The sequence below is a fragment of the Chitinophagaceae bacterium genome (genome assembly GCA_016717285.1).
Lineage (GTDB): Bacteria > Bacteroidota > Bacteroidia > Chitinophagales > UBA10324 > JACCZZ01.
Genome location: JADKFU010000004.1, coordinates 1,110,641 through 1,135,306, shown reverse-complemented (window position 1 = coordinate 1,135,306; position 24,666 = coordinate 1,110,641). Strand labels below are relative to the sequence as shown.

Below are 24,666 nucleotides of genomic sequence, written 5' to 3'. Positions count from 1 at the left end.
GTTGCCCAACGGTATAATTTTAACTTTAAACAGGTTAAAAACATGTTTGGGAAGTACTTAATATAATGAACAATGGTTTAGTTACAAGTTCAACTGGTTGAAAGCGACATAATCATTCAACAATAACCGGTGCAGGAATAAGGGCAATTCACTAAGCTTTGTACCATCTGATTATGCATAATTTCATCCAATAATTGTGCAACCACTGTTACCTTTCAGAAGAAATCCGTTATACTTCTTTAATTCCTACTACATGAAACACGGCTGGCTCCTTTTGTTTTTTATAGCGCTTCAACTGCAACTTCTTTTTGCGCAGGAAGAACCACAAGGTCGCCTGGGAATTAATCCGCCATCCATAAAATGGTACCAGGTGCAAACGCCGACAGGACGGATCATTTTTCCCGAAGGTTTTGATTCGCTTGCATTTCATACAGCAGCCATCATGAATTTTGAGCGTATGCATGACGGTAGCATTTCCGGAACAGGCAACACGAAAAAGGTGAATGCTATTCTTCAAAACCTTTCCACTTTGCCCGGTGGATTCTCCACGCCTGCTCCCTGGCGCAACGAATATTACCTCACCCCACCGCAAAATTCTTTCCTGGGACCCGTACCGTGGATTGATGGCCTGACGGCGCATGAATACCGACATACGCAACAATTTTCGGAAGCCAACGGAGGATTTACCCTTCCTTATCAAATACTGATGGGACAAACCGGTTGGCTGGTCAACTCACTTTTTACCCAACCACTTTGGTTTCGTGAAGGAGATGCTGTTACTAAAGAAACCATATTGACGAAAGGCGGCCGTGGCAGACTTCCTTCTTTCCATATGGAATACCGTGCGTTGTTGCTTTCCGGTAAGCATTATGGATATGACAAAGGCACCTGGTCTTCGTTTAAAGATTTTGTTCCCAATCCATATCGCATCGGCTATTACATGACGACAAAAGCACGCACTGATAACGGCGAAGACACCTGGAAAAAAATACTGGATGATACGTATTACAAAAAAGGATACTTCTATTCCTTCGGAAGAAGCATGAAACAATTTACCGGATTGTCGCCCCGGGAATTTTATGCAACTACCTTACATGAACTGGACAGTGTTTTTTCGGTTACTGATCAATCGTTGCAGCTTACCACGTCCGAAGAAATCACACCGGTTGTATCAAACGTGTATACCAACTTTCGATTTCCGCATTATTTGAATGACGGATCTGTATTGGTTTTGAAAAATGCTTTTGATGAAATAAACACCTATTATAAAATCACGCAGGATGGTAAGGAGGAGAAACTATTTTCACCCGGCATTTACACCGACGATCACACCTCGACAACTGTTACAGGAAAATTGATGACCTGGGCAGAATCCGCTTTTGATACAAGGTGGTTCAACATAGATTATTCGGTTATTAAAACCTATGATTTTGAAACCGGAAAAAAGAAACAGCTCAGTTTTAAGTCGCGCTATTTTTCACCGGCTGCTTCTCACAATGCACTAATGATTACAGCGGTGCAAATAGATCTGATGGGAAAATTCAACCTTGTTTTGCTGGATGCCAATTCCGGAAAAGTGATCCGCCAATTTTCCAATCCGGAAAACATCAACTTTTCTCAACCCCGATTTACCGATAATGATAAAAACATCATTGCATTCGCGCTTTCCAATAAAGGAAACGGAATCGCTGAAGTGAATGTGGAAACCGGTGAGTTAAAAATGGTGCTTGACTATACGGTCGTTCCGGTCAGCCGGCCTTTCCCGAAAGGAGATTATGTTTATTATTCGGGCGGATATTCTGGCATCGATAATATTTATGCAATTCAACTTTCCAATAATAGAATTTACCAGGTCACTTCTGTTCGTTTTGGTGCACATGAGCCTGCGGTTTCAATGGATGAAAAAAAATTGCTTTACAGCGAATACACTGCCGATGGAAACCGCATTCATGAAATGGAATTGCGGCCTGAAACATGGAAGTTATTATCCAAAAACATAACCAGTGATATCAAATTTCATGAGCCTTTAGTGAAGGCAGAAGGATTCGACCTGACTACTTCATTGTTTGATACTACGTATGAAGTGAAAAAATACCATGCCTTCACCGATGGACTTTTTAACCTGTATGGATGGTTTCCGATACCCAACATACCGGAGTATGGCGCTGAATTTTACACGCAGAATATCATGAGCACTTTCAGAGGAACAGTAGGTTTGCTGTACAATACCAATGAGAATAATTTTCATTCTTACCTGCGATTCACCTATGCTGCTTTGTTTCCTGAGATTGACGCACAATATGAATACGGATTACTCCGGAAAGGAAGAGTTGTTGATGCAACTTCATTATCCGGGAAGGATATTCAATGGACGGAAAATGTGGTTTCAGGTGGCATCACTTTACCTTTCAGGTTAACACAGGGAACACACCGGACGCAAATGAATTTTTCCGGCTGGTATCATTATTACGATGTGCAATCAGAAGATACAATGGGACATGAAGTGCTGACAGATCATTTTTTCTTTCACGCGCTGGAACCGATTGTAACATTCAGTCACTTGCAGACACAAGCCAGGCAACAGGTAAAACCACGCTGGGGACAAGTGTTCACGGCTTCTTATCAGAAAGCACTCCATGCCGATCCGGAGCGATTGCTTGCAACCGCGCAATTATTTTTTCCGGGCATCATAAAAACACATTCCCTCAACTTTGCTCTTTCCTATAAGCAGGAAAAAGTAATTGACACCTATCGCTTCCAGGATAAATTCATTATGCCACGTGGTTATAAATCCACACCGTTTGAAAATCAGCAAGGCATTTACTCGAACTACGAATTTCCAATCTGGTATCCGGATATCGCGCTCAGTTCCGTAGCACTCTTACAACGATTAAGAGCAAACCTGTTTTATGATTATTCAGTTGGGAAAGTAATGGATCAACAGAATATACTCACTTCCGTTGGTGCGGAGTTGTTGGTTGATTTGCGATTGTTCAGATTATTCGCAGTGTCCACCGGCGTGCGTTATAGTTACACATTTAATGATGTAAGCGAACATACCGCGCCATTTCAATTTTTGATAACCCGGTTTGAATTGGCCAACTAAGTGAGTGCGAGAAAAAGTTAAATAAGTTTTTTCCGGTTTGAATAGGTGCCGATGTGCCAATGAATTCAACGACCAATGACTAATGAGTTTCGGGGGATTGCGATTGGCGGTGTGTTTTAACACTAAACTTCATTCGGAGATCTGAACTTCACCTTACTCAAAAGTGTCTGCGAAGCACGGAACCCCCACTATCGCAATCAGTTTGTTTATCGGTAAATCTTCTATCAGTCCGAAGATGTGTCTTGTCAAGTTTACTCATACTTTGCCCAAAGCGATTTATATTCATATCTGTGTCCTGCCAAGTTAGCAATGTCCCGTGCGAGTATTCTATGTCTTCATTTTTCAAAGTGCTCCTTTGAATTTGATAGTGTCGTAAAAACTGTCTGATTGCAGGATTGGTAGTTTTCTCGCCAATGTTTGAAAACTCACTTGTCTCAATGATGGCTTTTGCTTCCTCCCAATTTCCGCTTTCTTTTATTTCACGATATTCTTTTTTCCAAATGTCAGTGTAACCTAATTTTTTTTCAAATACACTTCTGTAAACGATATAGGTTTCAGGCATGTAAAGTATTTCGTAAAACTCTTCCATGTTGTTACCAAATGCCTTATGAAAGAAAGAAGTTTTGTCTATCCGTGTTGCTGGTGCTACAATTCCTTTTGTAACATTCAAAACGGATTGAATTGCCCGAACAAATTTTTTGTTCCAATGCTTGCCTGTAAATTCTCTGTGCTTTGCATCTTCTCCAAATAACGGAATGTATTTCATTGGAAAAGAAAAAATGTCAATGTTATGTTCTTTGCAAAGGCGAATATTTATTTCTAAACGATTATACAAATCTTCGGGCTTGTCATTGAAGTTGTAAAGAATATAATTTGAAAGTTCACGAATTCCATACTTAGCCGCCAATTTTACAGCGTTAGTGTATTTGTCTTTCATTCCAATGTAGTCAAATGCAATTCGCAAAGGTCTAATCGGAATTTCACTCATTAGCTTCATCAACTCGTCTGTTACATATCTTGCATCAGTTCCTTGGTTAAAATCTACATAACGTAACTTTGGTGCTTTGTTTCTGTATTTCTCATTTATGTCTTTCAACTCATGATAAGCTTCCAAAAGATTTTCTTTTGTCGTTGTTTCAAAATTCAAAAGTTGGTAGTTGTCAAGAACATTGTAAACAAACTGTTTTGTGTCTTTCTTTTTCAATCGTGTAAGCAGGTCTTGAAACAAATTGTAAGTCCGTCTGATGTATGCATTTTGATTTCTGTGCTTCCTTAAATTTCTAACTGAAATGTCCAATTGATTTGGCTCTATGAAAGTTGCACCTTTCACAAAACCCATGTCTTTTATCTCTTGAATAATTTCGGGAAAGTTTGGCGAAGCCAAAACATTGTTGTCCATCAACAATAAATTTTGTTGCTCACCGTAAAGTTTTTTGATTTCAAAAAACTTGTCTTTCGTTTCAATCTTTGGTTTGTATGTCGGTTCTAAAATTGGAACAGAACAAAAAGCACATTTTCTTGTGCAACCTTTTGTCATGAAAGTGAAGTAGGCACTCTGTGTTGGATACTGATAATCTATTTCGTCAAGAATAGAATAGTCAAGCGGTAAGTTGTCAATAATTATTTTGTTGCCTTTGTCTAAAATGCCTGGCGTGTCAAGTAATCCTTGATGCGGTTTGATTCCTGTTTCTGCTTCCAATTCGTCATGAAGCAATGAAGCTAACACACCACCAATAAATATTTGTTTGGGTTCTTTTACAAGTTTCTTTGCAAAGTGAATTGTCTCAACTGTAATTTTCCAGTAGAAAGTAAAAAGCGTTGTTACATAAATTCTATCCCAATAAGGTTCGCTCTCATAATCTTTTCTGCGAAATTTTTTTGAATATTCTTCCAACACATCAACTATGAATTTTGCATACTTCAAGTAATCAAGGTCAAGCGGTTCAAGATTTATTTTCTTGCCTGTCTTGATATACTGCTTAATGAAAAACGCTTTTTGAATCCAATCTACTGTGCTGTCAATTGATTTTAGTTTTCGCAAACACTTATCAAATAACTGGTCAACAACAAGGTCTTTCAAATCGCCTTTAAAGAACTTCACATCATCGCCTAATCCACGATGATAAGAGGCAATCTTCATCAGTCCGATGGGCGGATATTTATTTTTGTAATTCGGTTCTATTAAAAGTATTTTTCTTCTCATTGTAAATTTTTAATTTTATTTTCTTCAATATTATTGAGAATAAAATATCCAACGATATGTATAATCAGCAATAACACTCCATAAAATAAGTAGCATTTAATTTTTAATAGAAATAGCCCAAGACTTAAATACCCTGAATTAACCAACCCATTAACAAACACCAAACTGCCAAATCCAAATCCAATGAATGATGGTTTTTTTGTGTCGGTAGGTAAAACCAAGTATTGTTTGAGTGTGTCGTCTTGCTTGTGAAAATAATTACGAATACCGTTTACGGTTCTTGCATACAAGATATGTTCAAACTTTAGTTTGGTTAAGAATATTGTCAATGCAATTCCAATAGAAGAAATTAGTAAACATAGAATACCAATATGAGGTCTCAATGCAAATTCTTTTGATTGAATAAAAATTGATTCAACAGTTGAAATATCTTTGTTGACATACAGTAAGAGTAGTGCTGGCACTGACATCAAAGTAAGATAATATCTGAAGAAGAGAGAAATCTGATTTGAAGTATTAAAGTGTGCTTCAGAAATTCTATCGTATTCTTTCAATAAAAAATCGGGAGTTTTGTTTTCCATTATTTATATTCCTCCTCAATTTTTTGGATTAATAATTCTGCATTTTCTTTTGGCAAAACATTTCTAATGATGCTAAAGATATTTCCTAAAAACTTTCTTTGGTCTTTGCTCAATTTTGAAAGTTTATCAGTTCTGAAAACTGGTTTTGCTTCTGCGTCTGGAAAAAAATCATTTTCGATGTCAAATGAAGTTTTTGCTGAGGCTCTTTCTAAAATCTTTGCAATGGGTGTTTGTGTTTCCCCATTCTTACTTTTTATCGTTTCAAGTTTTGAACTAGCTTTTACTGCTTCTTCTTTTTTCTTCTCAAAGGTTTCTATGAACGCTTCCTTCTCGTTCTTATCAGTAAATCCATCTTTTTCCTTTTGCTCAAACTCTGCTTTGAAATTATTAAAACCATCAATAGATTTTATCGCACTGTTTATGTCAGCTGCTGTGTAGCAAAGTTTGTGAATGGTAGTATGAAAAAAAGATTTGAGTTTGTTTTCAAACTCGTAGTAAGTATTTGTTTCAGAAAAATTATCTCGTCTAGCGTTTGGAATTAAATCCTTGTGCAATGCGTAAACTTCACCGAAAAAATAAAACTGAAATCTTCTGTCTCTGTGAAATCTTGTAAGTGTGTCCTCGTTACCAATTTGAATATTTGATTTGCGCAAACGAAATCCTCGTGAATAATTTATTTGATTCAGCGATTGATTTTTTTCTGTTATACCATACCATCCCCAAAACAACTTGTTGTTTTCATGGTCGTAATCTTTAAAAAACAAAACATCAAGTACCTCACCGATTTTCTTTCTGTTGCTTTGGTCTGTTCCCTCGTAGATGTATGAATTGTAACCCTTGTAAAGCGGGTCAGTATTGACAAATGTTTTGTATTCGTCAAGTGCAATCCCTTCACTTTTTAATTCATCGTAAATCTTTTTTGCATAAATGAATGATTTGCTGAATGGCACTGGTGCAACCATTGACAAGTAATTCATGATTTCTTTTTTGTCCAACAAATCTTTATTCGTTACACCTGTGAGAGTAACTTTAAAATAATGTGCCTCGGGTTTTTCCTTTTCTTTTGTTAGCGAAGTAACTTCATCAATTACAGAAGATGCTTCTTCCTTTTGACTTCTGTTATTGATTATGCTTTTTAGTTTCGTTGCATCCCAAGTCATTATTGATTTTACTGCTTCGCCTTTAAACGAGGTTTCAAAAATCAATTTGTTACAATAACCTAAACCGCCTAATCTTCCAATGCCACGGAAACCTTTGTCAACGCCTCTTTGCTTTGTTGACTGTGCAATGTTTTTAAGAATCTCAACAACTTTCTTTTCTTCAATTCCTGTTGCATCATCTTCAATTGAGATTGTTTGTTTGGCTGCATCAATTGAAATATGAATCTCTCCGTCATCAAATAAACCCTGTTGTCTTGCCTTGTCAATTTGGTCGGCTGCGTTTTGAATATACTCTCGGTAAATAAATCTTGAATCGTCATACATTCCAATTGTAAGCGATTCAATAACATCCTTGCCGATAATGGTCTTATTGAATTTATCCATTTTTAAATTGTTTGTAAAGCGGTCTTGGGAATTTAATATTTAGCAAAGAACGGAAAACTGGATTTTGCAAAATGTATTCGCCTTGTTTTAACCTTGTCAGCATTGACTTGTAAACAGGCGGCACGAATTGATAATCGGGTTTTGAAATTTCAATTGCGTTTGTTCTTCCATAAGCATGAGTTGCGCAATTACCTTTTACTCTGTCGTGAATATCACTTTTGAACTGTTCTGCTGCAAACAAAATAATTCCTAAACTTCTTCCCCGTTCTGTGATGTCAAGCAACTGGCGAAGAATAGGAGAATTTTTCGGAACATCTTTGCTTCCGTATTTATTTAACTCATCAATGAAGATTACAATTTTAGAGGGAATTTCTGCTTCTTCTCTGTCGGTAATTTGTCCAAGTTTCAAATCGTAAATTGCTCTCATTACATCACCGAAAACAAAGCCCTGTGCTTCTTCATCCAACTTTGCAATGTCAATTACATGAATGTCGTTTTTCTTTATCTGCTTTATTGATTCTCTCAAACGAACTTCTGTTCCGTCTTTCTTTAATGAGTTTGCAAAAAATACATTTCGGTCTAAAGTTTTTCTGAACAAGCGATAAAATTTTCTCCAACTTAAGACAGAAATAGTTTTGTCTTTTCCCGTGTCGCCTTTTTCCTGATGCTTTTTAATTTCTTCTTTCAATTCATCCCAATTTGTTATCCCGTTAAAATGTCCTTCGCCTGATGTTATGTAATTAACAATGGATTCCATTGATTGCGTTGGGTCGTCAATGTTTGAGAAAAGCAAATCCAAACTTTCTTTATCATCTTCAAAAAGATATTTGTATTGAAATGCTTTCTTCAATTTCTTTTGGCTCTCAACATCGTTTACATCAGCATAAGTTGTGGATTTTGTGTCTTTGGAAAAAGGATAAAAATATTTTACATGCTTAAATGGAGTTGCTTCAATTTCTAAATCCTTGTAAACTTTTTTATCATCTTTTGTTAGTTCGTCATTGGGTTCATCAATGGCTAATAAATCTCTGCCCTTCACATTGAGCAAAACGAAAGCAACGCTTTCGTTTGGATTTTCTTTTATGTAGTGCTGTTGAATTGCTTTGAGCAAAAACATTGCATAAGAAGTTTTTGTCGCCAAACCCGAAATACCTGAAATGTTTAAGTGTGCTCCTTCTGGTCCAATTAAAAAGTGAGAATTGAAATGAACTGGAACTGTGATTTTATCTTCGTCCTCATACATTTCAATTACTCCACAAGGCAAAGGATTTTTAATTCCTTTCAATCCCAAAGCCATTTTCACACCTTCCTCGTCAGCAAGTGAAACTGTGCTGCCGTCCAATACAGGTGTGTAAATATTTTCAGAGTTGGCTACAACTTTTGCTTTCACATAATTCATACCTATTCGGTGTGTGTAGCTTTTAGAATCAACTTCTCCGAAATCGCTTGAAATGTAACCTGCTAAAAAACTTGCTCCATCTGTCAAGTGAGAAATTTCCTCAACCACTCCAAAAGTTATAGAGTTTTTAATGTGTTCCACTTTTACAACATCAAATGGTTTTATGATTAGATGTTTGTCTGTCCAAAAGAAAAATTCGTCAACAGTTGTTGGAACTTTTTCGGTGGCAATAATTTTTCCGATTTTCTTCATTAAAATAAATTTAAAAAGTTGATGTCGCTTAGGTATTTGCTTTTAATAAAACTCTCTGTTAAGTAAACAGGGTAAAGATGGTTTGCCCATCTTGCATCTGTTCCATAACAAACAGGATTTCTTTCATTGATAATATTTGCTGTTATTAAATCAATCTCTTGACTGTCTAATCCGTTTTCAATTTCTTCTTCTGTAATTAAAATCTTTTCAATTTTTACAACTCCTGAAAACGGGCTGAATGTGTGTTCTGATTTTCTGATTCTCACATACCAAACGGCAAAGCAAACATTTCCTACTCGTTCGCTTTTGTATTTGTATGCTGGTGTTCTGTGATAAATTGGCAACGATGCAATTTTATCAGCGTTGCTTTTATTATTCATGTCTTTGCAAAGTTCCGGGTCAAACATTTTTGAAACTCCGATAACACATTTGTAATGACTTTTAAATTTTGAAAGTTCTTTGAAGTTTGAACTCTTTGCTGGTGCATATTGCAATGAGCCGTCTTTTATTAAATACCTGTCGGGGTTAATTAAATTTTTTGTTGCCAAATGTGCTACAATTCTTTTTTCTGTTTCAATCATTTCATCTTGAATTGTTGCTATTCCTAAATGCTCATACTTTACATCTTTGCCGTGAGATTTTGAATCATAGGAAATGATTTGACTACTGCTTTGCTTTTTAGAATCGTAAGAAAGTATTTTGGAAAATTTTACCTGTGCCTTTTCAATTCTCGGGGTCTTGTTAATCTTGCTTGTTAATGCGTTAAAAAATAAATCGGCATCGCCTCCATCAGGATTAGCTCCTTTTGGTAAAGACAAAACTAAACTGTTGTCAAACTCGGCACACTTGAATTGACTTGGGTCTTTTCGTTGACAACAAGCAACTCCAATTTGTCCTGCAAGAATTGGATAAATGTTTCGGTTAATTTCAATGTCGTCAACCTTGTAAGTTCTTCTTGAACCGTCAAGAAAAAAATGGAACAACGGTTCGTTGTTAATTATTTTGTCAGCAAAAGGTTTTAAACTTTTTGAAGTATTTAGGTTGGTGTCCGTTTCACCAAACTCTTTGACAACAACTGAAACTGCTTTATCCTTTGAATCAAAGTCAAGTGTCGGCACACGGATTTCATCGTCTGCACAATAGCGAAACGATGTGTAACATTTTCCGTTTGTTGCTTCTGCAACTATGTCTAAAACTTTTTCCACTTATATTTTCAAATTAAAACTTTCAAATGTAAGAATTGATTATCATGAATTTGCCACTTCATCTGACGAATGTCGCTAGGGTGGTGGGTGGCCTGGGTGCGGTTGGGCAAAAGCAAATGAAGCAACCTGGGGTTAGCTTGTGGGTCGCGTTGCTTCTCTTTTGCTTTTGCTAAGGATAGCCTAACGGCTTTGCCGAAAATTGCTCTGTCGTTCATTTTTTGTCAGTCAGTTAGATGTCTGCACGTTCGCTAATAGAGTTACCGATAACTAATTGATAAATGACCATCTAACGACTAACTAAGGAATAAAGACTCACCACTAAGGACTTTTTGCTAACTACGCGCTACTCACTTCTTCCTCACCGGAGAAAATATCAGCCGCAACGTAGAGTCATTGGAGAAATACGAAATCAGCCAATCGACAAACACAAATATTTTGTTCTTCATTCCCATCAGTAAAAGCAGGTGCAATGCCATCCAGATAAACCAGGCAAAAAATCCCTGGAAATGAGCAAAGGAAAGATCCACAACTGCCTTGTGCTTGCCAACCGTTGCCAAAGTGCCTTTGTCGTTGTATTCATATTGGCGCAAGGGTTTGTTGTGTAGCATATTCTTGAAATTTTTTGCCAGCACTTTTGCCTGACCGATGGCAACATTGGCAACCTGCGGATGTGACTGCGGATATTTTTCCGTGGCCATAAAAGCGACATCACCGATTGCATATATATTGTTGCATCCTTCCACAAGGTTGTGCCTGTTCACTTTCATCCGGTTGCCGCGTGCAATTGCATCAGCAGCAATGCCGTCAATCGCATTTCCGCGAATGCCTGCAGCCCAGATAACCGTGTTGGAAGAAATGGTAGTGCCATCTTCCAACAACACTTGCTTTCCATCATAATCTTTCACTCTTGTATTAACCATTACATTCACTCCCAATTCTTCGAGGTACAATCTTGATTTGGCTGATGATTGCCCGCTCATATTTCCCAGCGTTTTTTCAGAACCTTCCAGCAGCATCACATTCATTTTACTAAAATCAAGCTCGGGATAATCACGTGGAAAAACATGGCGTTTCATTTCTGCAAATGCACCTGACAACTCAACGCCGGTAGGTCCGCCGCCGACAATCACAATATTCATCAAGCCCTCACGCTCCTCTTCCGTAGCTATCAAGGCATCTTCAAAATTCTGCAACACATGCTGACGAATGTTGATTGCTTCCGACGTGGACTTCATCGGATAGGTCCAGGTCTCCAGGTTTTTGTTTCCGAAAAAATTGGTAGTAACGCCTGTCGCAATTACGAGATAATCATATGTCAGTTCACCAATCGTGGTGAGGATTGCATTTTTTCAGTTAGCACCTGCAACACTTCAGCATACCTGATGCGTACATTTTTTGAATGGTGAAAAATGCCGCGCAACGGAAAGGAAATACTCGAAGGTTCAAGTCCGGCCGTAGCCACCTGGTAAAAAAGTGGTTGAAACTGGTGGTGATTGAGCTTATCAATCAATAGAATATCGTATGCGGAATTGTTCAGGCTTTCAGCAAGTTTTAATCCGGCAAAGCCGCCGCCTATGATGATGATACGTTTCATATATAAAGGGTGCACATTTGAGTGAAGGTATTGAATGTTGAAAATGATGGGCTAAAAGTAATTATGATAAAGGCCACAGTATCATGAACAACCATTTTCAAGAAAAGTTTTTTGCTGATCATGAATCCGCATTCGTTTTACTGCTGCATTTTTAGCCCCGAAAAAAATCCAATGTTTTCCTATTAACACAAGACAGGCCAGAGATTAAAATCCGCAACAGGAATACTAAAATAAAAATTTATACGTCTAATGGAAATTCTTTCAAATATTTCACCTTGTTTATCATTCACTGCATCTGCTAAAAAAAAATTTGATTACGCCATTGCCGCTCTTCACTCCGGCATTTCGCAGGCTGGCAAACCATCCTGATGGTTCTTACCTCTCTGATTTTGGGAAAGAGTTTTTGACTTTTGGAATCAAACAATTGCTCTCCTGTATCTTTCCCGCCTTCATATTTTTTATCCTTCTGCTGTCCCGGAAAATTCAATTGCCTTTTCTATACCGTTATGATTTTCTGCTGCTGATGTGCATTGGCATGCAGGCCATTATGTATTTCACACGAATGGAAACGAAGGACGAGTTGCTCGTCATCACACTTTTTCACCTGATTGGCTTAGCCATGGAAATATTTAAAGTGCACATGGGCTCCTGGTCGTATCCGGAAGAAGGATGGACAAAAATATCCGGTGTTCCATTGTACAGCGGTTTTATGTATGCAAGTGTTGCCAGTTATATCTGCCAGGCATGGCGATGGTTTGAGTTGAAGATTACAGGTTGGCCGGGAAGTGTTTGGGCGATTGGCAGTTGCCTGCTTATTTATCTCAATTTCTTTACCCATCATTTTTTCTACGACCTGCGCTTTTTTATCATTCCTGTTCTGATAATACTATTTTATAAAACAAAGGTGCATTTTCATACTAACGGACACCTACGCAAAATGCCGCTTGTAGTTTCCTTTCTATTGATTGGTTTTTTCGTTTGGATTGCCGAAAACATGGCCACGTTTTTAGGTGCCTGGAAATATGCATATCAACATGCAGGGTGGCAAATGGTAACTACCGGAAAAATCACTTCATGGTTCCTTATGATTGTGATCAGCATCATTATCATTATAGAACTGAAGCTAATCAAGCAACAACAGGATGGCCGTTCAGGAACAAAGGGAGAAATCAGTTAATAAAAAATCACTTAGAACTTATAGCTCATCGTCGCATACAAAGTAGTAAAAGAGCTTTTGACATCAGAATATCCTGACATCGCATTGGAAAATTCCAACTGAACATCCCACGAAAAATCTTTCCATTGTACGCCGGTGCCAAACAATAAACCCTGCTCGTAATTTCTGAAGTATTGTATAAAGTTTTGAGTTACGCCTGAAGTGTCCGTTTGGAAGTTGGTGGATTTAAGTGCTATTCCATTCGTAATGCCGGCTTCCAGAAATGGTTGCACAGTAGATTTTGTAAACTGATAACGCGCCATCGTACCCAGTTTTGCGTAGATGAGTTCCATCTTCACAGGCAACTGTTCCTTGAACAGCGCTGTTCCGGACATTCCCTGTGAATTAAAATCTCGAATGAACAATACATTGAAAAATCCCCAACCGTTATTCGTTCGTGGTAATACAGCGTTGAGTGAGATGCCAAACATGTACCCAATGCTTTTGTCGAATTGCGATTCACCGACATAGGTATTGGAAGTACTTTGGAATTTCAGTCCTGCATAGTTGATACCGGCGTGCCCACGCACCTCGAACCGCCAGGATTCTTTCTCTTCTTTATAATTTGTTTTGGTGGATTTGCACCGATTGTATTCCAGCACCAGTTTCATGATATCGTTTTTTGAATAGGAAAGCGGTCTCGATACAATGCCCGTTGCCACAGCAGGACAATCAGCCATAAGGTTGGTAAGTTGTTCCTTGTATATCTGGTTGGCCATGATAGCACGCCGCGTAATTTCATTGCGGTAATCTGCCACTACACGTTCATCCACGTAATATTTTTTGTACTTCAGTTCGGTTATCACTCCTTCATCTTTTTGAATAAACAAGTGGACTCTGTCATTCAAATCACGTGCATAATAAAGACAAATCTTTCCCATCACTACCGAACGGATAAACATGAATACCCGCATCGTATCCGGAAATGGATTATAATCCAACTGGTCATCGAGCAAAGAGGAAGGATCAATATCACCAACGAAACTAAAATACCAGTCACCGTCTTTGATTCGAAAAGACCGGATGAGCAACGGAGAGTAGGTATGCACTTCCGAGTCCGGAGATTTTTTAAACCGGACTTTCACTGGAGCTTTCACCCAATTTTCTGTTTCAACCAAACCATGAAGCGTATCGCCATTGTTGAGGAGCACATACCCTGGCGAAAATTTCTGGGCAAATGAGGAATCATTAATCAGTATTGCAATCATGAACAGCAAATTCCTGACACTCATCAGTTGCCTGAAGCAAAATGAAATGAATGAGCAAGCAGTCATCATTTTATTGTTCTGCATTTTTACTATCCAGATGCTAAAGCTAACAGCAAATTAAATAGTATCAACAAAACGCTGGCGAACAATTACTAACGACTTAGTGTCTAATGAGCAGTGACCAAAGTCTTAATGATTCAATGACTCAATGACAAATGCCCAATAACCAATAACTACTTCGGCTTAAATACCTTGCCTACCACAATTTCTTTCTCGGCAGCATATAGCATTGTACGGTCATTATCAATGCTATTCCATTTTAATAATGTCTCAACATCTTTTTGTATCATGCCTTCAAATGAAATTACATTATTGGTCGTGATCTTAAAAGGTTGTGAAAAATCAAATTGATCAGGCGATAACAACAAAGTGTATGAGGTTATATTTTTCGTTAAAACATTGATGGTGTTTCCTGATGCCGTTACGTCAATAATTCCTGATAAGCTATCGCGACGGAACGCCTGTAAATATTTCCCGTCTGCAATTATTTCATTGTAGTCAATCAAGGAAACTGAATTGCTTTCTGATTTTCCGATACCGGTAATTAACGCCCAGTGATTACGGTTAAACATGTTGGCATTGTCCGTTTGCCAGACTAAGTGTGAAGGGTTTGGATTCCTGGTATGCTCCAGAATAAAGCGATCGATTGTATCCTTATACTGCGGCAGCCAACGAAGTGTATGGTCACACGTGTCAATCATGAAAAAGGAAACCACATTGTTGAGCCGCTGAATCGCTTCCACATAGGGAACAACAATATGAGGAGGGAAAGTTTGATCCAATTTGCCGTTTACGATAAACATGGGCTTATTGCGGTAGTTATTAAAATAGACCTGTCTTTTTCCAAGCACCTTTAACGAACCGCAGCTTCCGATGTAAGGCAAAAAACAATTGAAGGGCGTTACGTTGTAATTGACGAAGGCATAGGTTCCGGTTCCGCCATCAGAAAAACCACTCATTGAAATGAGGTTTTCGTTCACATTGTACAACTGCTTGACTGAATCCAGCAAGTACATGATGTTTTCATACTGGATTTTATAATACCATCGTGCTGCAAAATAACCTGAGGGATAAATCCTGATTTCTTCCACCTCCTTGTAGCTCTGAAGCGTGGTATCAATAAAGCGGAATACGTTATAAGCATCCATGTGCGAAATATCACCATGCAACACAACACGCACAGGCCATTTTTTTTCCGGGGTGTAATCACGGGGTACTAAAATAAGCGCGAACAACTGAATACCTTCTTTCGTGCGGCGATCCCATCCAAAAAAACCTTTGTTGACATCTTGAGAATATGTTCTACCATCTTTCAAAAACTGGTCAACTTCTCCAAAGGCTACTTTTGATTTTATAATATTTTTTGCTGCTTTATCATGCATTGCATGATTTACACTCCAATAATTGTTTGCTGTTTCAGGTGAAAATTGTGCGAGTGCATTTTGCGAATACAAAAGAAAGAGAAGCCCTATTAACCGTTTAAAGGTTGCACTGTTATTAAGAAATCGCCTTGAACATCCGCTCATGAACCCGGAATATGATGAATTGAAATGTATAGCAAATTATTGGAGGAGAACAATCAGTTTGTTGAAACTGATTTTCTCCACCATTAATGATTGACGTTTTTAATGGTCAAAAGGTTGCGGCGTTTGCCAGAATAGTATCATAGTGTAAGAAGTGGTCTTTCTATGCTTGAGATTCCCAATCCTTTCAACATTATTTCGCAACCGCCTTTTTCCTTCCCGAAAAAACCAGGAGGAATAACAAGACACCCATACCAATCATCGTCCATTGTCCGGAACCCATTCCATTGTCATTTCCCGATGAATCATCATCAAATGGAACATTAAAAGCTCCTTGTTCAATTTGATTGGGATCTTTTCCTGGAACAGGAAGGCTTGCTGAATCAGGAAGCAAATTTTTTCCTGGCAGGCGGAACAACCGTTTTGTGATACGTGGGACTGCCTTCAGGGTAATAGTTAAAGGTATTTACATATGCATTGTATGTTGAAGTCTCCCAGCCTGTTAACATCGCCAATTGCTGCAACTCTCTTTCACGGCGTTGACGAACCTCCTGAAGATATTTCTTGCCCTCTGCACAGGTGTACTCACCATAAGCAGGATGCGTGATGATATAACGTGCCTGAAAATTTTCCCGGTTAGGTGTTTCCTGAAATTGTAAATCCTGCGGAAAACTTTTGCGATCGTACGTTACATGTAACCTGGTGAAGAATACACTACCGTTGTAACCATAGTGATATTGCTGCACCCAATCAACTCCCGCAGTTATGAAATCCTGTAACATCGGAGGCGTGCCCGTACAAGGATCACAGAACTGCGTTACGCTGCTGCTTACATCCCATGCATATTCCAGGTATACATTGGCAGCACCTTGCTCGCGACGGTTTTTACGGTAGGTATCAACATAGAATTGTCCGAAATAACTTTGTACAAACTCCGGAACATTTTTATCGGTTGGCACTTTTACCGTTCGGTAGTTGGTGGTTTCCACTCGTCCATTCGGAGTGAATGCATATACGATCATGTCCTGTGAACCTTTCGCATTAGCCATTCCCAACCGGATAGGCAACATGAATTTAGGTGAGTTAAAAGAGATTTGCAGCGGACTCAAAAAAGAGGTTCCCCCTTTTCTTTAACTCTTGCTGGTTCACTTTCACCACGAAAAATTTCATACCACTGTTGATGTAAGGCTGCAAAACCTCACGCGCACCTTCGGGAATTTTATATCCGTTTGCAGTAAGCCATCTTTCAAGCCCTGAAGATTCTTCTGCAGACAGCAAGAGCACATCATATTCATCAACACTATAACGCGCTTCAATCCTTACTTTGTAGCCATCATCTTCTGATTTGCTTTCGACTCCGGCAACTACATCCGCCATCGACATTTTTGAGAGGCTCATTTCATGAAGAACCCTGGGTGCGCAAGGATTCTCATCATAATATTCCACCAACCGTGGTCCTGAATACGCGTCAAGCGTTGCGAATATCTGCGCATTCACTGTTCTTATTTCATCCCGCTTTAACACAACAGGAACAGGAACCACCATGGCAAAGTCTTTCACGTCGCCTTCAAAATCGCTCGACATGGTGATGGTGGTGCGGTTACCTTCCCGCACCAGTATTACCTGTGAGGTTTTATTGAACAACGTTGCATCCGCCTTAGCCACATAAAATCCACAGAAGGCTGAAGCATTTTGAGAATGGCTCAATAGTATCGCGACCCACATCAATGTGAGGAAGGCAATCCTGAATCGACCTGGTTTCATTCCTGATAAGAATGCACTTTGATTTTTAAACAGCTTTTTCATGACCATGAAAATTTAGAGTGAGGAAAAAATTTATTGAAAAGAATAGTTGACGGTGAAAGAAAAAACAAGGCCCAAAGTGGCGCGCCATTCACAAATTGATAGGCAGAAAGATAGAATGCCAGCAAGGCAACCAATGCGCCCCAGATGATGCGCGCGATTTGATGTGAAGGTGTTGAAACAGGATCTGTAATCATGAAGAAGGTGAAAAGCAGTAAGGTGCCACTGCTGAATTGGTGAATGAAAACATCTGTTGTCCAGCCAATCACTGAAACGCTCCTGATAAAATTTAAGATGCAGAATACACTAAAGAACGTGATGGCTATATCAAGCCGTTTCACATTCAGCAATATTGTGAAGCCAAGTAATCCGATGCAAAAGACAAGCTGTCCGTCACTTCCCCATTGGCCGGGAGAAATCCATGCGCTTCCGGTAATCAGGATGGTGGTGATAATTCCAAAATTGGTAGGATTAAAAAAATGCTTTCCATTCCAGCGAAAAATAAATTTGCCGGAGATACTGAGAATTCCTGCAAGTGTCATGATTAAAGGATCATTTGTCTTAAGCAACAAACACAAGCTCAATGCGGAAATCATCGCACTCTTTAATGAATGCAGATCCTGAGTTTTAAAAACTATAAAAAGATATTGTGTGATGAAGCACGTGCTGAAAGCAGCGGCAAAAACAACAGGTTCATATTCCCATTGGAGCATTGAAATGCCATAACAGAGAAAGCTGGTTAAAAACACCAGCTGATAGTGCCGTGCATCACTGTTGAACCAATAGACAAATGAATCCAATTTTCGAATGACTGCACTTCTTTCAGGAGCGATTGTGATGACAGGTAAATCCATTTGCAGCCAGGTTTTGAATGATTGACTGCTGATAGATGCGGGAGTTCAGGAGGATTCCATAAATAAGGCGAAAGAAATTTAAGAAAGGCGGGGAATATTAATTTTACTCAGTAAATCATATTCCGGATAGAGAAGCAACCATTCACTTTGCTTTTTTGCATATACCGTAGCTATAACAAGATTCAGAGAAGAGTCCGGCTGCTTAATCTATCCAAATGCTGTGCAAATTTTCCCGTTCGTTATTTTCTTACTGGAGTAATGGGCAAACTTTGATAGGGATAATTCCGGGAAAATAAATTGTGGTTTTTCCTGCAAGCTTATTATTGTTGACGTTTTCTAAGCCAGGTGTAACGACTGCAAGAGAAAAAAAATTACATATTCCTCCTGTATTGCCCACCTACTTCAAACAATGCATTCGTAATCTGTCCCAGCGAACAATATTTCGTTGCATCCATAAGTGCTTCAAACATGTTTTTGTTTTGAATGGCAGTAGATTGGAGTTTTGATAAAAGCTGCGGCGTTACGTCGTTATAGGTAGTGTGTAATTCACCCAACATGTTGATCTGGTATTCCTTTTCTTCAGTGGTTGCACGAATCACTTCCGAAGGAATAATTGTAGGAGATCCTTTTGAACTTAAGAAGGTATTGACACCTATGATCGGATATTCGCCATTATGTTTTAATGTTTCATAGTACATGCTCTCTTCCTGAATTTTTCCACGTTGATACATGGTTTCCATTGCACCTAACACGCCGCCACGTTCCGTGATGCGATCAAATTCCGCAAGCACTGCTTCTTCTACTAAATCAGTAAGTTCTTCTGTGATAAAAGATCCCTGCATCGGATTTTCATTTTTCGCCAAACCCAATTCCCGATTGATGATCAATTGGATGGCCATTGCACGACGTACGCTTCCTTCGGTTGGTGTAGTGATGGCTTCATCATATGCGTTAGTATGGAGTGAATTGCAATTGTCATAAATGGCATACAGTGCCTGTAGCGTAGTGCGGATATCATTGAAATCAATTTCCTGTGCATGCAACGAACGGCCGCTGGTTTGAATGTGGTACTTCAGCATCTGTGATCTTTCATTCGCACCGTATTTCAACTTCATGGCTTTGGCCCAGATTCTCCTGGCCACTCTTCCAATCACTGCATATTCCGGGTCAATGCCATTTGAAAAGAAGAAGGAAAGATTAGGCGCGAAGTCGTTAATATTCATGCCGCGACTTAAATAATATTCCACGTACGTAAATCCATTGGCCAATGTAAATGCCAGTTGAGTGATTGGATTAGCACCGGCTTCAGCAATATGATAGCCGGAAATAGACACGCTGTAAAAATTGCGCACCTTTTGTTTGATGAAATAATCCTGTACATCCCCCATCAACCGCAAGGAGAATTCAGTAGAGAAAATGCAGGTGTTCTGTGCCTGGTCTTCTTTCAGGATATCTGCCTGCACAGTTCCACGAACCTGGTGCAAGGTATTTTCTTTTATTTTTTTGTAAACGTCTGCTTCCAATACCTGATCGCCGGTTACACCGAGCAACATCAATCCTAATCCGTTGTTTCCTTCAGGCAATGATCCCTGGTAAGCAGGTCGTTTGGTAGCTTTTCGTTTATAAATTTCTGCAATCTTTTCATTCACAATTTCGGTGAGTCCATGTTCTTTAATATACAACTCGCATTGCTGATCAATCGCAGCATTCATAAAAAATCCGGTGATGATTGCTGCGGGACCATTGATGGTCATCGATACAGAAGTTTTTGCATCAGCGAGGTTGAAGCCGCTGTATAATTTCTTTGCATCATCCAGACAACAAATAGAAACACCGCTGTTACCAATCTTGCCGTAAATATCGGGACGGTATTCAGGATCCTGTCCGTAGAGTGTAACGGAATCAAATGCAGTAGACAATCTCTTCGCAGGAAGACCTAATGAAACATAATGGAATCGTTTGTTGGTGCGTTCGGGTCCACCTTCACCGGCAAACATACGAGTCGGATCTTCACCTTCGCGCTTGAATGGATAGATGCCGGCTGTGTATGGAAATTCCCCAGGAAAATTTTCTTTCAACACCCATTTCAGGATTTCTCCCCATGCTTCAAATTTCGGAGTAGCAACTTTTGTAATTTGACTGTGAGAAAGAGATTCCGTATGTGTTTTCACTTTGATGTCTTTGCCACGAACTTTATAGACATAGAATTCATCACGGTAATTTTTGCATTTCTCTTCCCATCCTTCCAGCAGTTTCCTGTTTTGACCATCTAATAATAACTCAAGATTGGAATAGTGCGCATTCACATAAGCAATTGCCGTTGTCTTTTCGCCGGTGTTTTCTGATGTGGTTTCAAAAATATTTCTTGATGTGTTTAAAGCAAAAAGTTTCTGTGCAACATCACTTTGCTGCACCACCCATTGATCATATTTGCGGTTATTTTCTGAAATTTCACTCAGGTATCGTGTGCGCGCAGGAGGAATGATGTAAATTTTTTCACTCATCTCCTTCGTGATATCCAGGTGAGGCTGCAATGCTGCACCGGTCTTTTCAGAAATTTTATCCATCACCGATTTGTACAACCGGTTCATGCCGGGATCATTGAACTGCGAAGCGATGGTTCCGAAAACGGGAATGTCTTCGTCGTCCACTTCCCACAACTGGTGATTGCGTTTGTATTGTTTTTTCACATCGCGTATGGCATCGAGTGCGCCGCGTTTGTCAAACTTGTTGAGTGCAATAATGTCGGCGAAATCAAGCATGTCAATTTTCTCAAGCTGTGATGCTGCTCCATATTCCGGTGTCATTACATATAAGCTCAGATCGCTGTGTTCAATAATTTCAGTGTCGCTTTGACCAATGCCTGAAGTTTCGAGCATGATGAGATCAAATTGTGCGGCTTTTATAATGTCAATAGCTTCCTTCACATACTTGCTCAATGCAAGATTGGATTGACGTGTAGCGAGCGAACGCATAAACACTCTTTCGCTGCGAATTGAATTCATACGGATGCGATCACCCAACAACGCGCCGCCGGTTTTACGTTTGGAAGGATCAACGGAAATGATAGCGATCGTTTTTTCTTTGAAGTCTATTAAAAATCTTCTCACCAATTCATCTACTAAAGAAGATTTACCTGCGCCACCGGTTCCGGTAATTCCGAGAACCGGCGTTTTGTACTTTTTGATAATTGATGCACTTGATCCAGCAACAATTTAGATTGTTCCGGAAAATTTTCAGCGCCGGAAATAAGCGTTGCAATGGCATGCGGATTACGTTTTTTAATTCCTTCACTTCTCCATTCAAATGCATGCCTGTTGGAAAATCACATTGCTGCAACATATCGTTGATCATTCCCTGCAAACCCATGGCACGCCCATCATCAGGTGAATAGATGCGCGCGATTCCATATTGTTGCAGTTCTTCAATTTCTACAGGAAGAATTACGCCACCTCCACCGCCGAATATTTTGATATGTGAACAACCTTTTTCCTTCAATAAATCAAACATGTACTTGAAATATTCCATGTGGCCACCCTGGTAACTTGTCATGGCAATTGCCTGCGCGTCTTCCTGAATGGCGCAATCCACTACTTCCTGCACACTCCTGTCATGACCGAGATGAATCACTTCAGCACCACTCGATTGGATGATGCGGCGCATGATATTAATAGCAGCGTCATGACCATCGAACAATGAAGCAGCAGTTACAACACGTATTTTATTTTTGGGTTTATATACTTCCGGCTTTGTCATTGTTCAGGGGAATTTTCAGGTATAAAGATAGCACTTCGGTTATGAGGTTGCGCCGTGTTGTGTAAACTTTGGCAGGGCTTATTTTTGCTGTCCTTTACCATTTGTAATGCAAGTCAATCAATTTAATTTTTTTCTTTTCTGGTACGATTGATTTTTCACAATCATTATCAATCCTTTAACTGGCACAGACTCGAATATTATTATGCCGCCACACTCAGTCATCGGATGACTTCAGCGTATTTTGTCTCATTGCAAATTGCTTACACCGCCCCCGTGTATTCCCGCTGGCTCAAAGCACAACAACTTGAGACCAGGGAGTAAAAGCAGGACTGTGGCAGTTGAAGCGTGAAAGCAAAAAAATACCGGTTCTGTGGATGGACAGTGCTAACTCTCCTATGATAAGTTTAAAAAGCAAAAGATCTGAGAACTGACCATTTTCTCTGACGTCCGACAATTTGAAATGCCCCACCGGAGTGGGTTCTTGCACGAGAAAGAAATTTCCCGCAGATTGCAGGTAATAAAATCATTCATGCTGAAGTCCAAAGAAAGTCATCCTGTTTCGTTAATTGCCTTTCTGTTTAGTATTCTCTTCCTGACGTTTAGCGCCTTTCTTTATCCTAAGTGGATTATTTCCGGAACAGAAGCCACGCTGAGTTGGGATGTGATGGGTTATTACCTCTACCTGCCTTCTTATTTCTACGATGATATCAGCAAGTTGCACAACCTGCAACATATTCTTGACACCTATCATCCTGTTGATGGATTCGGAAATGCGTTCCAATTGCCCAGCGGAAACTATATGATGAAATATTCAATAGGCATGGCACTGATGTACCTGCCATTTTTTGGTGTTGCTCATTTGTGGGCGCACGCAGGCGGATATGCAGTGGATGGATTTTCTTACCCCTACCAGGTGATGATTTCTTTCGGAAGCATTCTCGTTGCATGGATCGGATTGTGGTTTGCGAGAAAAAATTTGTTGAAACACTTTGACGACCGTATTACTGCTGTTGTATTGCTGGTGCTGGTGCTTGCAACAAATTATTTCAACTATGTTTCTTATGCAGGACCGATGTCGCACAATTATCTTTTTACCATTTATTGCCTGGTAATATGGTTAACGATAAAATGGTATGAAAAACCTTCCATTACAGGGAGTGTGGTAATTGGTTTTTTATGCGGACTTGCCACCGTAACACGACCAACAGAAATCATAATCCTTATCATTCCATTTGTATGGGGAATAAATTTATGGAAAGGAATTCCAGAAAGGTTACGACTTCTCTGGCAGCACCGCCTGAAACTGTGCATTAGTGCAGTGGCATTTGGAATTGCTATACTGCCGCAGGTTCTTTACTGGAAAAGAATTTCGGGCGAATGGGTATATTATTCTTACCAGGACCAGGGATTTGACTGGACACAGCCACATCTGTATTTCGGCATGCTCACGTTTAAGAACGGGTGGTTGGTTTACACACCGGTGATGGCACTGGCATTGATTGGTCTCCTCTTTTTATATATCAGAAGGAAAGAAATATTCTGGCCGGTTTTCATTTTTATGCTTATCAATATATACATCGTTTATTCCTGGCAAATATGGTGGTATGGCGGAAGCTTCGGATCGAGAGCTATGGTTCAGTCATATGCCCTTTTGATTTTTCCGCTTGCAGCATTTTTTGACTTTGTGCGTGATAAAAAAATAATGCGAACCCTTATAGGCATTGGTGTAATATTTTGTTGCTGGCTGAATTTACTGCAGACTTATCAGGCTCATGCAGATGGAATTTTTGAAGCAGAAAACATGACACGTGCGTACTATTGGCGCATTTTTGGAAAAACATCCATTGAACAGAAGGATAAAAAACTGTTGGACAGCAAAGAGGAGATGCCCGCACCGTTAGACGATCAGCTACAGGTAGTTTATAAAATTAAATCTCCGGTTTATGATAGTGTCCGAAGCAAGGATAGTTATGCTGCCGGTCTTTTAATTCAATTGAGTGACAGCCAGCAATTTTCGAAGTCCTACGCAATTCCGGTTGATCACGACAAAGAGTTATGGCTGCGTGCCAGTGCCGCTGTTTATTTTCCGGATAAGGAATGGGACGTTTGGGGAATGACTCAATTCACCCTCAAATTATTTTCGCATCAGCAAGAAGTCCGGAATAATATAATGCGGATTCAACGTGCAACAGATCAGGGCAGTTGGCAGTATGTTACAGTAGACATTCACAGTATGCCATCGATGCATGCCGACAATTTACAGGTCAGTTTCTGGAATGCAAATAGTAAAAAGAAAATTTTTATTGATGACCTGAGGGTGGAACAGGTTATTTTGAAATAGGATTTGCTCAAAAGATTTTAA

The 24,666-nt window shown here is 39.4% G+C and carries 15 protein-coding genes and 2 pseudogenes; 3 read left to right on the top strand and 14 right to left on the bottom strand.

Features of this window, described 5'->3' with window-relative positions:
* The first annotated feature begins 253 nt into the window (after positions 1 to 253).
* Complete coding sequence (locus IPO83_09805) at positions 254 to 3,106, top strand: hypothetical protein (GenBank protein ID MBK9731569.1); 2,853 nt, start codon at positions 254 to 256, stop codon at positions 3,104 to 3,106.
* A gap of 157 nt (positions 3,107 to 3,263) precedes the next feature.
* Here the strand turns inward: IPO83_09805 and IPO83_09800 are convergent, their stop codons facing one another.
* The 7 genes and pseudogenes from IPO83_09800 to IPO83_09770 all read right to left on the bottom strand — a co-directional run bounded on the left by IPO83_09800 (position 3,264) and on the right by IPO83_09770 (position 11,884).
* Complete coding sequence (locus IPO83_09800; GenBank protein MBK9731568.1) at positions 3,264 to 5,000, bottom strand: hypothetical protein; 1,737 nt, start codon at positions 4,998 to 5,000, stop codon at positions 3,264 to 3,266.
* A 305-nt stretch (positions 5,001 to 5,305) separates the two neighbouring features.
* Positions 5,306 to 5,890: a hypothetical protein gene (locus IPO83_09795; GenBank protein MBK9731567.1), complete on the bottom strand. Its 585-nt coding sequence runs from the start codon at positions 5,888 to 5,890 to the stop codon at positions 5,306 to 5,308.
* The gene (locus IPO83_09790) at positions 5,890 to 7,434 is read right to left on the bottom strand and encodes an ATP-binding protein (GenBank protein ID MBK9731566.1); all 1,545 of its coding nucleotides are present in this window, start codon (positions 7,432 to 7,434) and stop codon (positions 5,890 to 5,892) included. Before IPO83_09790 ends, IPO83_09795 begins: the two co-directional genes overlap by 1 nt.
* Positions 7,427 to 9,085 carry an ATP-binding protein gene (locus tag IPO83_09785; GenBank protein ID MBK9731565.1) on the bottom strand — a complete coding sequence of 553 codons (1,659 nt, stop codon included), beginning with the start codon at positions 9,083 to 9,085 and terminating at the stop codon, positions 7,427 to 7,429. Before IPO83_09785 ends, IPO83_09790 begins: the two co-directional genes overlap by 8 nt.
* Positions 9,085 to 10,290 carry a hypothetical protein gene (locus IPO83_09780; GenBank protein ID MBK9731564.1) on the bottom strand — a complete coding sequence of 402 codons (1,206 nt, stop codon included), beginning with the start codon at positions 10,288 to 10,290 and terminating at the stop codon, positions 9,085 to 9,087. Before IPO83_09780 ends, IPO83_09785 begins: the two co-directional genes overlap by 1 nt.
* 8 nt (positions 10,291 to 10,298) lie before the next feature.
* Positions 10,299 to 10,505 (bottom strand): hypothetical protein, encoded by a 207-nt coding sequence (locus IPO83_09775; GenBank protein ID MBK9731563.1) that lies wholly within the window; start codon positions 10,503 to 10,505, stop codon positions 10,299 to 10,301.
* A gap of 132 nt (positions 10,506 to 10,637) precedes the next feature.
* Positions 10,638 to 11,884, bottom strand: a pseudogene (locus tag IPO83_09770) (NAD(P)/FAD-dependent oxidoreductase).
* 352 nt (positions 11,885 to 12,236) lie between these two features.
* Between IPO83_09770 and IPO83_09765 the strand changes: the two are divergent.
* Positions 12,237 to 13,061: a DUF817 domain-containing protein gene (locus IPO83_09765; protein MBK9731562.1), complete on the top strand. Its 825-nt coding sequence runs from the start codon at positions 12,237 to 12,239 to the stop codon at positions 13,059 to 13,061.
* Between the two features lie 11 nt (positions 13,062 to 13,072).
* On the opposite strand, the gene IPO83_09760 is transcribed toward IPO83_09765, so the two are convergent.
* The 7 genes and pseudogenes from IPO83_09760 to IPO83_09730 form a co-directional block, all read right to left on the bottom strand.
* Entirely contained in the window at positions 13,073 to 14,308 is a 1,236-nt protein-coding gene (locus IPO83_09760) for an outer membrane beta-barrel protein (protein MBK9731561.1), read from the bottom strand.
* Between the two features lie 233 nt (positions 14,309 to 14,541).
* Complete coding sequence (locus IPO83_09755; protein MBK9731560.1) at positions 14,542 to 15,894, bottom strand: hypothetical protein; 1,353 nt, start codon at positions 15,892 to 15,894, stop codon at positions 14,542 to 14,544.
* 190 nt (positions 15,895 to 16,084) lie between these two features.
* Positions 16,085 to 16,285 carry a hypothetical protein gene (locus tag IPO83_09750; protein MBK9731559.1) on the bottom strand — a complete coding sequence of 67 codons (201 nt, stop codon included), beginning with the start codon at positions 16,283 to 16,285 and terminating at the stop codon, positions 16,085 to 16,087.
* A complete protein-coding gene (locus IPO83_09745) occupies positions 16,275 to 17,000 on the bottom strand; it encodes a DUF2330 domain-containing protein (protein ID MBK9731558.1) in 726 nt (241 codons plus the stop codon). Before IPO83_09745 ends, IPO83_09750 begins: the two co-directional genes overlap by 11 nt.
* On the bottom strand, positions 16,975 to 17,697 hold the full coding sequence (locus tag IPO83_09740) for a DUF2330 domain-containing protein (protein ID MBK9731557.1): 723 nt from the start codon (positions 17,695 to 17,697) through the stop codon (positions 16,975 to 16,977). The genes IPO83_09745 and IPO83_09740 overlap by 26 nt, the downstream gene beginning before the upstream one ends.
* On the bottom strand, positions 17,694 to 18,548 hold the full coding sequence (locus IPO83_09735) for an RnfABCDGE type electron transport complex subunit D (GenBank protein MBK9731556.1): 855 nt from the start codon (positions 18,546 to 18,548) through the stop codon (positions 17,694 to 17,696). Before IPO83_09735 ends, IPO83_09740 begins: the two co-directional genes overlap by 4 nt.
* A 371-nt stretch (positions 18,549 to 18,919) precedes the next feature.
* Positions 18,920 to 22,304 (bottom strand): annotated as a pseudogene (locus IPO83_09730) (methylmalonyl-CoA mutase family protein).
* Positions 22,305 to 22,833: 529 nt separating this feature from the next.
* Here IPO83_09730 and IPO83_09725 point away from each other — a divergent pair.
* On the top strand, positions 22,834 to 24,645 hold the full coding sequence (locus IPO83_09725) for a hypothetical protein (GenBank protein MBK9731555.1): 1,812 nt from the start codon (positions 22,834 to 22,836) through the stop codon (positions 24,643 to 24,645).
* Positions 24,646 to 24,666: the final 21 nt, after the last annotated feature.

Coding starts and splice junctions, on each gene's coding strand:
- IPO83_09805 (MBK9731569.1), top strand. CDS start 254: ATGAAACACGGCTGGCTCCTTTTGTTTTTTATAGCGCTTCAACTGCAA.
- IPO83_09795 (MBK9731567.1), bottom strand. CDS start 5,890: ATGGAAAACAAAACTCCCGATTTTTTATTGAAAGAATACGATAGAATT.
- IPO83_09790 (MBK9731566.1), bottom strand. CDS start 7,434: ATGGATAAATTCAATAAGACCATTATCGGCAAGGATGTTATTGAATCG.
- IPO83_09785 (MBK9731565.1), bottom strand. CDS start 9,085: ATGAAGAAAATCGGAAAAATTATTGCCACCGAAAAAGTTCCAACAACT.
- IPO83_09775 (MBK9731563.1), bottom strand. CDS start 10,505: ATGAACGACAGAGCAATTTTCGGCAAAGCCGTTAGGCTATCCTTAGCA.
- IPO83_09760 (MBK9731561.1), bottom strand. CDS start 14,308: ATGATTGCAATACTGATTAATGATTCCTCATTTGCCCAGAAATTTTCG.
- IPO83_09755 (MBK9731560.1), bottom strand. CDS start 15,894: ATGAGCGGATGTTCAAGGCGATTTCTTAATAACAGTGCAACCTTTAAA.
- IPO83_09740 (MBK9731557.1), bottom strand. CDS start 17,697: ATGAAAAAGCTGTTTAAAAATCAAAGTGCATTCTTATCAGGAATGAAA.
- IPO83_09735 (MBK9731556.1), bottom strand. CDS start 18,548: ATGGATTTACCTGTCATCACAATCGCTCCTGAAAGAAGTGCAGTCATT.
- IPO83_09725 (MBK9731555.1), top strand. CDS start 22,834: ATGCTGAAGTCCAAAGAAAGTCATCCTGTTTCGTTAATTGCCTTTCTG.